The organism is Streptomyces sp. NPDC104367, from assembly GCF_055583825.1.
Genome location: NZ_JBVJND010000018.1, coordinates 15,395 through 29,195 on the forward strand (window position 1 = coordinate 15,395; position 13,801 = coordinate 29,195).

Annotated in this window: 10 protein-coding genes; 8 read left to right on the forward strand and 2 right to left on the reverse strand. The window is 72.7% G+C overall.

The genetic code is table 11. The annotated features are described in order from the left end of the window. Window positions 1-252 precede the first annotated feature (252 nt). The 5 genes from ACZ619_RS25830 (at window position 253) to ACZ619_RS25850 (ending at window position 7,729) form a co-directional block, all read left to right on the forward strand. Window positions 253-1,044 (forward strand): ATP-binding cassette domain-containing protein, encoded by a 792-nt coding sequence (locus ACZ619_RS25830; RefSeq protein ID WP_469603328.1) that lies wholly within the window; start codon window positions 253-255, stop codon window positions 1,042-1,044. Continuing rightward, window positions 1,041-2,378, forward strand: a complete 1,338-nt coding sequence (locus ACZ619_RS25835; RefSeq protein WP_469603331.1) for a sugar ABC transporter permease — start codon at window positions 1,041-1,043, stop codon at window positions 2,376-2,378. Before ACZ619_RS25830 ends, ACZ619_RS25835 begins: the two co-directional genes overlap by 4 nt. A 191-nt stretch (window positions 2,379-2,569) precedes the next feature. After that, window positions 2,570-4,486: a 1-deoxy-D-xylulose-5-phosphate synthase gene (gene dxs / locus ACZ619_RS25840; RefSeq protein ID WP_469603333.1), complete on the forward strand. Its 1,917-nt coding sequence runs from the start codon at window positions 2,570-2,572 to the stop codon at window positions 4,484-4,486. Window positions 4,487-4,711: 225 nt separating this feature from the next. After that, a complete protein-coding gene (locus tag ACZ619_RS25845) occupies window positions 4,712-6,208 on the forward strand; it encodes an amino acid permease (RefSeq protein ID WP_469603336.1) in 1,497 nt (498 codons plus the stop codon). Window positions 6,209-6,280: 72 nt separating this feature from the next. Beyond that, on the forward strand, window positions 6,281-7,729 hold the full coding sequence (locus ACZ619_RS25850; RefSeq protein WP_469603338.1) for an ArnT family glycosyltransferase: 1,449 nt from the start codon (window positions 6,281-6,283) through the stop codon (window positions 7,727-7,729). Between the two features lie 15 nt (window positions 7,730-7,744). On the opposite strand, the gene ACZ619_RS25855 is transcribed toward ACZ619_RS25850, so the two are convergent. After that, complete coding sequence (locus tag ACZ619_RS25855; RefSeq protein ID WP_469603341.1) at window positions 7,745-8,116, reverse strand: PIN domain-containing protein; 372 nt, start codon at window positions 8,114-8,116, stop codon at window positions 7,745-7,747. Between the two features lie 64 nt (window positions 8,117-8,180). On the opposite strand from ACZ619_RS25855, the gene ACZ619_RS25860 reads away from it, so the two are divergent. Beyond that, window positions 8,181-9,197, forward strand: coding sequence for a PLL family lectin (locus ACZ619_RS25860; RefSeq protein ID WP_469603343.1), 1,017 nt, complete (start codon window positions 8,181-8,183; stop codon window positions 9,195-9,197). Window positions 9,198-9,204: 7 nt separating this feature from the next. On the opposite strand, the gene ACZ619_RS25865 is transcribed toward ACZ619_RS25860, so the two are convergent. Continuing rightward, window positions 9,205-10,308 (reverse strand): LCP family protein, encoded by a 1,104-nt coding sequence (locus ACZ619_RS25865; RefSeq protein ID WP_469603346.1) that lies wholly within the window; start codon window positions 10,306-10,308, stop codon window positions 9,205-9,207. Between the two features lie 269 nt (window positions 10,309-10,577). Between ACZ619_RS25865 and ACZ619_RS25870 the strand changes: the two genes are divergently transcribed. Then, on the forward strand, window positions 10,578-11,696 hold the full coding sequence (locus ACZ619_RS25870) for a PLL family lectin (protein WP_469603349.1): 1,119 nt from the start codon (window positions 10,578-10,580) through the stop codon (window positions 11,694-11,696). 126 nt (window positions 11,697-11,822) lie between these two features. Further along, on the forward strand, window positions 11,823-13,340 hold the full coding sequence (locus ACZ619_RS25875; protein WP_469603351.1) for a DUF8189 domain-containing protein: 1,518 nt from the start codon (window positions 11,823-11,825) through the stop codon (window positions 13,338-13,340). Window positions 13,341-13,801 lie beyond the last annotated feature (461 nt).

Here is a 13,801-nt window from a genome sequence, read left to right on the forward strand (position 1 = left end):
GACTCGACCGGCCCTTTCCACAAGGCGCCCCGTCCGTCCGGCGGCCCCGCGAAGACTCCTCCGACGCCCGCTCCGGCCTTCATACCCCGCTGCCGGAGCGGGCGTCGGACGGACCCGTTGCCAAGCGCAGCGGATTCGCGCATGTTCATCTTGTAAACCGCGTGCGAGGACCCGGGCCGTCCCGAGGTACCGCACGTCCCTCCGCGCCTGATCAGCAAGCGCGGCATCCCCGCCGGTCAGGCGGCGAAGGAGATGGTTCACGTGTCCGCTACGCCCGTGCTGGCGTTGCGCGGAGTCTCCAAGCGATTCGGTGCGGTCCAGGCACTCACCGATGTCGATCTGGAGGTCCACGCCGGAGAAGTGGTCGCCCTGGTGGGCGACAACGGCGCAGGAAAGTCGACCCTGGTCAAGACGATCGCGGGTGTGCATCCCATCGATGAGGGCGTCATCGAGTGGGAGGGCAGGCCGGTCAGCATCAACAAGCCGCACGACGCCCAGGGTCTCGGCGTCGCGACGGTCTACCAGGACCTCGCCCTCTGCGACAACCTCGACGTGGTCGGCAACCTCTTCCTCGGCCGTGAGCTCCTGCACCGGGGCGTCATCGACGAGGTGACGATGGAGAAGCAGGCCCGCGACCTGCTGAGCACGCTCTCCATCCGCATTCCGAGCGTCCGCATCCCGATCGCCAGCCTCTCCGGCGGTCAGCGCCAGGTCGTGGCGATCGCCCGTTCCCTGATCGGCGACCCGAAGGTCGTCATCCTGGACGAGCCCACCGCCGCCCTCGGCGTCGAGCAGACCGCGCAGGTCCTCGACCTGGTGGAGCGGCTGCGCGAGCGCAACCTCGGCGTCATCCTCATCAGCCACAACATGGCCGATGTGAAGGCCGTCGCGGACACCGTCGCCGTGCTGCGCCTCGGCAAGAACAACGGCTCCTTCCCGGTGAAGAGCACCAGCCACGAAGAGATCATCGCCGCGATCACGGGCGCCACGGACAACGCCGTGACCCGTCGTGCGGAGCGTCGCACCACGGAGGCCGCGAAGTGAGCGAGACGTCCAGGACCGTGCAGGGCGACGAGACGCCCCAGGTCGACAAGAACACGGCCACCACGACGGTGGCGCCCGCCGACGACCCCACGGCAGCGCCGGTCGCGGTCGTCGACCCGCGGCTGCTGGTCCGTGAAGAGGGCTTCAAGGGCTACCTCACCGAGTTCAAGCGGAAGATCAAGGGCGGCGAGCTGGGCTCGCTGCCGGTGGTCATCGGCCTGATCATCATCTGGACGATCTTCCAGCTGAAGAACAGCCTGTTCCTCAGCGCGGACAACCTGTCCAACATCAGCTACTTCCTCTCGGCCACCGGCATGCTCGCCATCGGCCTGGTCTTCGTGCTGCTGCTGGGCGAGATCGACCTGTCCGTCGGCTCGGTCAGCGGTCTGGCCTCCACCGTGTTCGCCGTCTTCGTGGTCAACCACGGGATGAACCAGTGGCTGGCCCTGATCCTCACGATCGTCACCGGCGTCGGCATCGGCGCGCTGCACGGCTGGTTCTTCGCCCGGATCGGCGTCCCCGCGTTCGTGGTCACCCTGGCCGGCTTCCTCGGCTGGAACGGTCTGATGCTGTGGCTGCTGGGAGACAGCGGCACGATCAACATCCCGGCCGACAGCGGCCCGGTGCACATCCTCGGCCAGTCCTCCTTCTTCATGGACCAGGCCATCATCGGCGCCTACCTGCTGGCCGGCCTCGGTGTCGTGCTCTCGGCCCTGGGCCAGTTCAACGAGCAGCGCCGGCGCCGTTCGGCCGGTGTGCCCTTCCGGCCCACCAGCGAGATCATCGTCCGCGTGGTCCTGCTCGCGATCGCGTCCTTCGTGGCGGCGGCCGTACTGAACGGCGCCTCCGGCGTCTCCAACGCGCTGGTGATCTTCCTCGCCTCCCTGGTCGTGGTCGACTTCGTGCTCCGCCGTACGACCTTCGGCCGCAAGGTCTTCGCGGTCGGCGGCGGCATCGAGGCGGCCCGCCGCGCGGGTATCAGCGTGCCGATGGTCCGGATCGCGGTGTTCGCGATCTCCGGCGGGTTCGCGGCGATCGGCGGTATGTTCTTCGCCGGTCAGACGGCGAGCGCGACGCTCAACGCCGGTGGCGGCAACACCCTGATGCTCGCCATCGCGGCGGCGGTCATCGGCGGTACCTCGCTCTTCGGCGGCCGCGGCTCGGTGTGGTCGGCGCTGCTGGGCATGCTGGTCATCCAGTCCATCCAGACCGGCCTCGACCTGCTGAACATGAACACGTCGATCCAGTACATGATCACGGGCGGCGTGCTGCTCGGCGCGGTCGTCATCGACTCGGTGTCCCGCAAGAGCCAGAAGGCGGCCGGACGCGGCTGACGCCCCCCGGTCCCACCTGTGCCCGGCACCGCGAAGGTGCCGGGCACAGCCGTGTCATGGAAGCGGCTCATGATGGGTACGGCCGTTCGCGTGACGTATCACCCCCAGCCCGGACGTCGGCCGCCCGGGCGGAACATTAGACTCGACAAGCCCGGCAACAGCTCGATCAGCTCTACTGCAAGGAGGCACGGGTGCCGCTGCTGACCCGTATCAGGGGACCGCGCGATCTGGACCGGCTCAGCCCCGAGGAGCTGGTCCAGCTGGCAGAGGAGATCCGGAGCTTCCTCGTGGAAGCGGTCTCCAAGACCGGCGGACACCTCGGTCCCAACCTGGGCGTGGTCGAGCTCACCATCGCCCTGCACCGCGTCTTCGACTCACCCAGGGACAAGGTGCTGTGGGACACCGGCCACCAGTCCTACGTGCACAAGCTGCTCACCGGCCGGCAGGACTTCTCGAAGCTGAAGCAGAAGGGCGGCCTGTCCGGCTACCCCTCGCAGGCCGAGTCCGAGCACGACGTCATCGAGAACAGCCACGCCTCCACCGTGCTCGGCTGGGCCGACGGCATCGCCAAGGCCAACCAGCTGCTCGAACGCGACGACCACGTCGTCGCCGTGATCGGTGACGGCGCCCTCACCGGCGGAATGGCCTGGGAGGCGCTCAACAACATCGCCGACGCCAAGGACCGCCCGCTGGTCATCGTCGTCAACGACAACGAGCGCTCCTACGCCCCCACCATCGGCGGCCTCGCCAACCACCTGGCGACCCTGCGCACCACCGACGGCTACGAGCGGTTCCTCGCCCGCGGCAAGGACCTGCTGGAGCGCACCCCGGTCGTCGGCAAGCCGCTGTTCGACACCCTGCACGGCGCGAAGAAGGGGCTGAAGGACTTCATCGCCCCGCAGGGCATGTTCGAGGACCTCGGCCTCAAGTACGTCGGTCCGATCGACGGCCACGACATGGAGGCCCTGGAGTCGGCGCTGGCCCGCGCCAAGCGCTTCGGCGGCCCGGTGATCGTCCACTGCCTCACCGAGAAGGGCCGCGGCTACCAGCCCGCCCTCCAGGACGAGGCCGACCGCTTCCACGGCATCGGCCCCATCCACCCCGACACCGGCCTGCCGGTCAAGGCCTCCGGCGCCGACTGGACCTCCGTCTTCGGCGACGAGATGGTCAAGCTCGGCAAGGAGCGCGAGGACATCGTCGCGATCACCGCGGCCATGCTCCAGCCGGTCGGCCTGAAGAAGTTCGCGGACACCTTCCCGGACCGGATCTACGACGTCGGCATCGCCGAGCAGCACGGCGCGGTCTCCGCCGCCGGCCTCGCCACCGCCGGGGTGCACCCGGTCTTCGCCGTGTACGCCACCTTCCTCAACCGCGCCTTCGACCAGGTGCTGATGGACGTGGCGCTGCACCGGTGCGGGGTGACCTTCGTCCTGGACCGGGCCGGTGTCACCGGCACCGACGGCGCCTCCCACAACGGCATGTGGGACATGTCGATCCTCCAGGTCGTCCCCGGTCTGCGGCTCGCCGCCCCGCGCGACGCCGACCAGGTCCGCGCCCAGCTCCGCGAGGCCGTCGAGGTGGACGACGCCCCCACGGTCGTACGGTTCTCGAAGGGCGCCGTGGGTCCCGCGGTGGCCGCCGTGGGCCGGGTCGGCGGCATGGACGTGCTCCGCGAGCCGGGCACCGACACCCCGGACGTGCTCCTCGTCTCCGTGGGCGCCCTCGCGCCCATGTGCCTGGAGATCGCCGGCCTCCTCGACAAGCAGGGCATCTCCACGACCGTCGTCGACCCGCGCTGGGTCAAGCCGGTCGACGAGGCGATGGCCCCGCTCGCCGAGCGCCACCGGGTGGTCGTCACCGTCGAGGACAACAGCCGCGTCGGCGGCGTCGGCTCCACCGTCGCCCAGGCCCTGCGCGACGCCGGCGTCGACGTCCCCCTCCGCGACTTCGGCATCCCGCCCCGCTTCCTCGACCACGCCTCGCGGGCCGAGATCATGGCGGAGATCGGCCTGACCGCCCCCGACATCGCCCGCCAGGTCACCGGCCTGGTCGCGAAGCTGGACGGCACGACGACCGAGGTCGACTCGGTCGAACCCGCGAGGGACTGAGCGGAAACGCGCCCCGAAAGGGGCGCGGGGAACTGCGCGACCCGCCCCCCCGGCCCGCGGCCCCCGACGCAACACCCACCACTCCAATGGGTCGGTTTCACCACTCCTCCAAGTGGCGAAACCGACCCATCTGCGTGAACCTGCCCTTGCCGGGGCATACGCACCCCCGGCCCTCTCGATCATGTTGAGCCATATCGAGGTCTCACCAACGTGGGAGGTAGGCACGTGAGCAGTACCCTCTTCAGGACCAAGAACGTCGAACAGTCCCTCCGGGACACCGAGGAACCCGAGCACGCGCTCAGAAAGTCGCTGTCGGCCCTGGACCTCACGGTCTTCGGCGTCGGTGTCATCATCGGCACCGGTATCTTCGTCCTGACCGGCACGGCCGCCAAGAACACCGCCGGGCCCGCGGTGGCCATCTCCTTCGCCGTGGCCGGCGTCGTCTGCGGCCTCGCGGCGCTGTGCTACGCCGAATTCGCCTCCACCGTCCCGGTCGCCGGCTCCGCGTACACGTTCTCGTACGCCTCGCTCGGCGAGTTCCCGGCCTGGATCATCGGCTGGGACCTGGTGCTGGAGCTCGCGCTGGGCACGGCGGTGGTCGCCGTCGGCTGGTCGGGGTACATCCACTCGCTGCTCGACAACGCGGGCTGGCACCTGCCCGAGTACCTCAGCGGCCGGGACGGCGCTCACGGCTTCGGCTTCGACATCCTCGCCGCCGCCCTGGTGCTCGTGCTCACCGCCATCCTCGTCGTCGGCATGAAGCTCTCCGCCCGGGTCACCTCCGTCGTCGTCGCCATCAAGGTCGCCGTCGTCCTCGTCGTCATCATCGCGGGCGCCTTCTTCATCCACAGCGGCAACTACAGCCCCTTCGTCCCGCCCAAGCAGCCCGTGCCGGCCGGCGGCGACCTCAAGGCCCCGCTGATCCAGCTGATGTTCGGCTGGGCGCCGTCCAACTTCGGCGTGATGGGCATCTTCACCGCCGCCTCCGTCGTCTTCTTCGCCTTCATCGGCTTCGACGTCGTCGCCACCGCCGCCGAGGAGACCCGCAACCCCCAGCGGGACATCCCGCGCGGCATCATCGGCTCCCTGATCATCTGCACCGCGCTGTACGTGGCCGTCGCCATCGTGGTGACCGGCATGCAGAAGTACACCGAGCTGTCCGTGGACGCCCCGCTCGCCGACGCCTTCAAGGCCACCGGGCACCCCTGGTTCGCCGGTCTGATCAGCTTCGGCGCCGCGATCGGCCTGACCACCGTGTGCATGATCCTGCTGCTGGGCCAGTCCCGGGTGTTCTTCGCGATGAGCCGGGACGGGCTGCTGCCCCGGTTCTTCTCGCACACCCACCCGCGGTTCCGCACCCCGTACCGGCCGACCATCCTGCTCGGCGTCGTCATCGCGATCGTCGCCGGCTTCACCAGCCTGAGCGAACTCGCCGAGCTGGTGAACATCGGCACGCTCTTCGCGTTCATCGTCGTCGCGATCAGCGTCGTCATCCTGCGCCGGACCCGCCCGGACCTGGAGCGGTCCTTCCGCACCCCGTGGGTGCCGGTGCTGCCGATCCTGTCGGTGCTGGCCTCGCTGTGGCTGATGCTCAACCTGCCCGCCGAGACCTGGCTGCGGTTCGCGATCTGGATGATCATCGGCTTCGTCGTCTACTTCTGCTACGGCCGCACGCACAGCCGGCTCGCCGAACGGCAGCGGTCCGGCGCCGACGCACCGTGAACGGCAGGCTCCTCGCCCCGGCCCCGTATGTCCCTTCCGGGAGGGGCCGCAGGGCCGGATAGCGTGCACCCCATGCTCGTCGCGCCCCTCGCCCCGCCACCCCCGGCAACCGCACGGAAGGGGTACTGGACGCGGCTGCTGCCGCTGCTCGCCCTGCTGGCCTGCGCCACCCGGCTGCCGTCCTTCGTCCGGCCGCTGTGGAACCCGGACGAGGGCTACCTCGCCGTACAGGCACGGCTGCTGGCGGACGGCGGGCAGCTCTACCTGACGGTCGTGGACCGCAAGCCGCCGCTGGTGCCCTGGCTGTACGAGGGGGCGTTCGCGCTCTTCGGGTCGCACTCCCTCGCACCGGTCCGGGTGCTCGCCGTACTGGCACAGCTGGCCACCGCCGTGCTGCTGGCCTCGCTCGCCCGGCGCCGCTGGGGCGACCGCGCGGGCCGGACCGCGGGGGCGCTGTACCTGCTGGTCTCCGTGGGGCTCAACCCCGAGGACGCGCAGGCCGCCACCTTCGAGGTGTTCATACTGCCCGCCACCGCCGCCGCGATGTGGTGCGCCGACCGCCGCCACTGGGGCCTCGCCGGGGCCGCCGTCGGCTGCGCCTTCCTGACCAAGCAGACCGGCGGGGCCGTCCTGCTCCCGGTGGCCTTCCTGCTGCACCGGTACGGCGCCCGGGGCAGCGCCCTGCCGCGGCTGGCGGCCGGCGCGGTCCTGCCCGTGCTCGGCGCGGCCCTCGTCACCGACCCGGCCGGCTTCGCCTTCTGGACGGTCACCGGCTCCGGTGCCTACGCCTCCTTCGCCGGCTCCGAACTCCACGTCCTGGCCAGAGCGTTGACCAACACGGCGATCCTCGCCACGGCCTGCGCGGGGCTGCTCCCACCCGTCGTGCGTGCCCTGCGCATCGCCCGCACCGGGGCCGCCGACCTGTGGCTGTGGCTGGCCGCGTCCGCCGGCGCCGTCACCCTCGGCTTCCACTTCTTCGGCCACTACTTCCTGCAACTCACCCCGCCCGCAGCCCTGTTGGCGACGGCCGCGTTGCAGGTCCTGCCCCGGGAGAGGGCGACGGCCGCCGTCCTCACCTCCTGCTGCGCCTGTGCCCTGTTCCTGGCCTGGGGCCTGCTCGCCCCGCGCCCCGAACTCGCCCACGCCCAGCGGCTCGCGCTCAGCCTGGACCGCCGTACCGCACCCGGCGACCGGGTCCTGGTCTGGGGCATGCACCCGGAGACGTACTGGCTCGCCGACCGCACCCCCGCCACCCGCTACCTCACCGCCGGGCTGCTCACCAACTTCAGCGGTGGCCGGGACGGCCCGCAGGTCGGTGAGAAGTACGCCGTCGCGGGCGCCTGGCCGGTCTTCCGCGCGGAACTGACCGGCCGTCCGCCGGCCCTGGTCGTCGACGACTCCCGGGGCAAGCCCTACGGCCCCGACCGCGTCCCCGGCCTGCGCAGGCTCCTCGCGGCCCGGTACGAGCGGGTCGGCGAGGTGGACGGGGCGGTGCTGTACGCGCGGGTGCCGGGGGAGTGACCGCGGTCGCCCGGCTCAGGGCAGCAGGGTGCTCGGACCGATCACATCGGCGCCCAACTCCGTCACCCTGCGCCGCAGTTCGCGGTCGGCGGTGACCACGAGCCGGGGCCGGGCGGGGTCCTCGGCGGTCAGCTCCACGATCCGGTCGTCACCGCTGCCGGGCGCCGGCTCCACCCGCACCCCGGGCACCGACTCCACCCCGCGGGCGGCACCCTCGACGACGAGCACCAGCTCCACCGGGGTCGGCCGGCCGGGCAGTCCGCGCTCGGCCAGCCGGTCGCGCAGCCGCTCGGCGGCCCTCTTGCGGTCCCGCCACCAGCCGTCCGGCCGCGACCCCACGACGTTCGCGCCGTCGACGATCACCAGCAGGGGAGCTTCGTCTTCCATGTCCCCAGCCTCGCACGCCAGGGTCCGGACCACTGCCCCGCAGGTCCCGGATTAGAGTGAAGCGGTGAACGGCGACTGGCTCCTCCGCGGCCGTGACGGCCGGCTCAGTGTCTATCTGCCGTCGGGCGACGCCGTACTGTGCCGGGCGGAGCGCGGTGCCGGCGGCGCCTGGGGCACCCCGCGGCGGGTGGGCGGCGACCAGCGGCTGCACCCAGGCTTCTCGGTGGGGCGGGGCGGCGACGGATACGCCCATCTCGTCGCCTGGCGGCCCACCGTGAACGGCGAGTCGGGCCTCGTCCACTCCACCCACTTCCGCCCGCACCTGGCCGCCCTGGACTGGCGGCCGATCGGTCATCCGGGCAGGAAGGGCGAGGTCACCGGCGCTCCGGCGGTGGCGGTGGACGCGCAGGGCCGGGCCCATGTCTTCGTCCGCAACCGGGGCCGCGGGGTGAGCATGGCCGCCCAGAAGGCGAAGGGCGGCTGGGACCCGTGGCGCGACCTGAAGGGCCGCCAGGTCGAGGACGGGCTCGCGGCGGTGACCGGCGAGTCCGGGCGGGTCGAGGTCTACGCGGCCGTACCCGCCGGGATCGTGCACTGGCGTCAGGAGGAGCCGGGCAGGCCGCCGGTGCTCCTGGAGGCCCTGGAGGCGCCGGCCCGGCCGGGCACCCTCACCGCGCTCGCCACCTCGCCCGGCAGCACCACCGTCTTCTACACCGACGACTCCGGCGACCTGTGCGCCTGGCGCCCCGGCGGCAAGCCGCGCACCCTGCTGCCCTCCGCCGGACCCGGCCCGGCGGTGGCGGTCCGCTGCGAACTCGACGGCCACGACTGCACCCTGCTCGCCCAGCGCTCGGCGAGCGGCCGGGTCGCCTTCGCCGCGTACCCGACGGAACAGGAGGAGGCCGGCGCCTGGTGGACCGAGTCCGGGCCCCAGCTCCCGGCCGACGCCCTGGTCGCCCTGACGACGGACGAGGCACAGAGGGTCACCGCGGCGACCCTCTCCCCGGCCACCGGGCAACTGCTCCTCACCCGCCGCAAGGACGAGCCGGGGCTCGCGCTGGAGGCCTGGCGCGAGGTCTGACGCAGGGTCAGCTGCCGCCGGTGGCGGGGGACTTCTTCGCCGACGCCGGGATCGTGGAGTCGCTGCGGATCGCCTTCCACAGCGTCGACGCCTGCGGCTCGGCGGCCACCACCCGGTTCGGGTCGGCCTTGTCGTACGCCACCGGGAGCATGATCGTCTCCATGGTGGACGGGTTGACGCCGTTCAGGCTCCGGCCGAACTCCGCGAGCTTGGTGAGCGAGGAGAGCTCGGAGTCGGTGGTGAGCGCGGAGGTCAGCTTGTCGGCGATCCTGTACGCCTTCACCGGGCTGCCCAGCAGGTCCTGCTTCTGGATCTCCGCGAGCAGGGCGACCATGAACTGCTGCTGGAGACCTATCCGGCCCAGGTCGCTGCCGTCGCCGATGCCGTGCCGGGTGCGGACGAACTGGAGGGACCGGGTGCCGTCGAGCCTGTGGGTGCCCTTGGTGATGTCCAGGCCGCTGGAGGAGTCGTGGATGTCCTGGTCGACGGTGACGGTCACGCCGCCTATCGCGTCCACCAGGTCCTTGAAGCCGGCGAAGTCGATCTCGACGTAGTGGTCCATGCGGACCCCGGACATCTGCTCCACCGTCTTGACCACGCAGGCGGGCCCGACCTGGGAGTAGATGGAGTTGAACATCACACGCTTCGCGGAGGCGGCCTCGGTGCCGTCCGCCCTGGTGCACCGCGGGCGGTTCACCAGGGTGTCGCGCGGGATGCTGACGGCGACGGCCTTCTTGCGGCCCTCGGGTATGTGCATCACCAGCGCGGTGTCCGAACGGGCTCCGGACACCTTGGTGCTGTCCAGCTTCGCGTTGGCGCCGGCCCGTGAGTCGGAGCCCAGGATCAGGACGTTCTGACCCGAGGTGGGCAGCTTCTCCGGGCGGTCGTCACCGATCGCCCGGTCGATGTCGACGCCCTTGATGTTGCCGTCGATACCGCTGTAGAGCCAGTAACCGGTGCCGGCTCCGGCGAGGACCAGCACGGCCAGGGAGACCAGGATCCAGCGGCCGGTACGGCGCTTGCCGGTGCGCTCGCGCTTGCGGCCCCGCCCGCCGCAGCGCCCGCCGGGCACGTCGGAGTCGTCGCGCTGGGGCGTCGAGACATGGCTCATCCTGGTCGAGTCCTCGCTGGTCGTGCCCTGAGGGCGTGCTGTTGGCGTGAGGACTCGGGTGGGGGGAGGGCCGGTCCGTGTACTGCCCGATCAATCCCGCACTATAGACAGACGTCCGACAGATCATGCATGCGATGTGATGGGCTTGTAAACAGAAATCCAACAAATAGTATGCCGCTGCCGCTTTGACCGATCACGCCTGATCACGACCGATCGGGGCGGCGGATGTTCGCGGGCCGCAGGGGGCCGCGGGGGAAGGAAAACCGATCATGCGGGCCAGTACCGCGCACGCCGACGGACCACGGCAGCCCGCGGCCGACGGCGCACGGCCGGGCCGGAGCGGCGGGCGGCACACCGTGCTGTCCGGGCCCTGGCTGCTGCCCGGACACGACGGCCGGCTCCTGGCGTTCGCGCACGTGGACGGCGCCGTACTGCGCTGGACCGAGAGCACCCCCGGCGGCCCGGACTGGCACGGCCCCGACGTGCTGCCCGCCGAGGACATCACCTCGCTCACCGTCGTCCAGGGCCGCAACCGCTACGCCCACCTGCTCGGCCGCCGGGTGCGCGGCGGGGGCACGGCACCCCCGGCGGTGGACCTGGTCTACGCGGTCCAGTACCAGGCGGGCCGGCCGCTCAGCGAGTGGCGCGCGGTCGGCAACCCCTACGCCCGGCGCGAGCGTTCCGCGCAGGTCGCGGTGCCTGCCGCGGCGGTCGCCTCGACGGGCACCCTGCACGTGTTCGCGCCCACCGCGGACGGCCGGGTCTTCCTGCGCCGCGAGGACCCGCACGGCCGCTGGGAACCCTGGCTCGACCTGAACACCCGCGCCTGCCCGGACACCCCGGCCGCCGTCGCCACCGCCACCGGGCAGCTGGAACTCCTCGTCCCCACCCCGGCCGGCGCCCTGACCTGGCACCAGGACCGGCCCGGCGCCGCCCTCGAACCCGGCCCCGACCTCGGCGCCGTGCCGCTGCCCGGTTCCGTCACCGGCCTGGAGACCTCGCCGGGCCGGGTCACGTACTACCTGACCGACGTGCCCAGCGGCCAGATCGTCGCCGCCCGCGCGGGCGACTGGCCCGTGCCGGTGGGCGGCAACCCCGGCGACGGCCGGCACGCGGCCGTGACCACCGTCGTCGACGGCCACTCCTGCACCGCGCTCGCCCACCGCGACGCCGACGGCCGGGTCGTGCTCGGCCTGTGCCCCACGGGGGGCGAGCGGTACGGGGTGTGGTGGACCGCCACCGGCACCCCCTGCCTGGGCGATCCCGCCCTCGCCCGGGACGCCCGCGGCCGGGTCGCGGTGCTCGCCACGGCCCCCGACGGCACCCTGGTCCTGGCCCGCCAGACCGACGGCCCGGGACTGACGCTGGGCGACTGGATCCGCATATGAGACCGGACAAGCGCCCCCGCCCGGCCCTCGACGCGCCGACCGGTTCGCTCACCGGTTCGCCTGTCGGTGCGAACCCGGACACGATGCCCCGCCGGGACGCGCTCCCGCACGAAGGAGCGTGACGCGATGCCCCGCAGACCCGACCGGAACACGGGCGCCGCCGTCGCCGGGGCCCCGACGGCCCCCGCCCACACGGTCGCCGTGGTCGTCCCGGAACCCGCGGACGCGGCCGCGCTCGTCGAACTCCAGCCGCCCGGCGCCGACATCGCCGTCGTCTGCCTGCGCCCCGGCGCCAAGGACGGCCGGGCCGTCCTGGACCGCGCCCTCGCCACCGCGGGCGACCGCGGCTGCCGGGTCCCCGGCGGCCCCCGGGTGCTCGGCGCCACCGGCACCGACGACCCGGCGACGGTCACCGCGCTGCTCGACGCGCTGGGCGACCTCGAACCGGACCGGCTGCACACCCTGGACCCCGACCCCGTGCACAGCTCCTTCGACCGGGCCTCCGGCACACCGGCGTACGACGTACCGGCCGCGCACGCCGAGACGGCCGCCGGTGCGCTGGCCGCGGCGCGCGCCTGGCAGACCGCGGCCGGCCGGCCCCTGTCCGTCGACTGCCACCGCGCCCTGTCCGACCCCGGGTTCGGGCTCGACGCCTGCCGCCGCCATCCGCTGCCCGTGAACTGGCTGTCCGCCGGGTTCGACGGCCGGCTCACCGCGTTCCGGCCGACGGCCGCGGGCGTGGTCCGCAGCTGGCAGGACGCGCAGGGGCGTTGGAGCGGGCCGGAGCCGGTCGAGGGCGGCGGGCTGCTGCCGGGGCTGCGAGTGGTGCCGGACCCGCAGGGCTTCCCGCACCTGTTCGGGCTGCGCCGCACGCTCCGCGGTGACGGCGGTGCGGACGTCGAGGTGGTGCACGCGGCCCAGTACCGGACCGGGCCCGGCTCCGTCACCCCCTGGCACTCGCTCGGCGGGCCGAACGCCGCCGACCCGCGCAAGGGGCGCGAGGTCGGTTTCCCGGCCGCCGCGTTCGACGCGTCGGGCACGCTGTTCGTCTTCGTCCGCAACTTCGGGCACAGCATCAGCTGGCGCTGCCGGCCGGCCGACGGCCGCTGGACGGCGTGGCAGCACCTGGGCGGGGCGCGGGTCGCCGACGACCTCGTCGCGGTGCCGGCCGCGCACGGCGGGGTCGAGGTGTACGGCAGGCTGCGCGACACGGCCGGCGCGGTGCGGTGGGCCGTGGGCGCCGACGGGGTGTGGGCCGAGGACCGCGCGCTTCCCTTCGCCCCGCGCCCCGGCACGCTGACCCCCGCTCCGGAGGCGGGCACCGTCGTCTTTCGCGACCTGCGGACCGGTGCGGCCGCCGTGTGGTCGGCCGCCGCCGGAGCCGCCTTCCCGCTCGGCGGACCGGAGGGCGGCGGTCCCCTGGCCGTCGCCCGGGGCGTCGAACTCGACGGCTGGCCCTACTCGCTGCTGCTCGCCGCGGGCTCGGCCGGCGGCTACCCGGAGACCCGGCCCGACGCGGGTACCTGGTGGCAGCCCCTCGACACCCCGGCCTACGGCCCCCCCGGCCGCGGCGCTCACCCGCACCGGCCGGCTCGCCGTGGCCTCCTGGCCCCCGGGCGCCGGCCTCCGCCTGACCCACCGTGACCCCACCCCCGACACCCTCGCCTTCACCGACTGGCACCCGGCGACCGGCTGACCCGAGCGGGCGGTGCGGGACGCGGGATGCGCAAGTGGCCGCCCTCGGGGGCCGATCGAGGCCTCTTGTTCCGTCATGGGTCGATGTGGGCAGGGTTGTGCGGCCCGAGGTGCCGCCGGAGTCGCGCCCGGCGCGCGGTCCGGTGCGGTGTGTGGTGCCCCGGTCGGCCGGAGTGGGGGCGTCCGGTTTTCCGGACGTGATCCCCGGATGCGGAGATGTCAAGTCCGCTTGTCGGCAAGGGGAAGTGGATGGCTTGATTCCGACCTGTGAATGCCTGGCGGGGCCGGCGAGGTGGCCCTGAGGGTACTTCGCGAGGGATGTTCGGGCAGCGGTCCACGAGGGCTTCCCTGCGGTTGCAGAGGGCGAGGACCGTAAATGGTTGTACTGGCCACGTGTGATGAACGTCGCC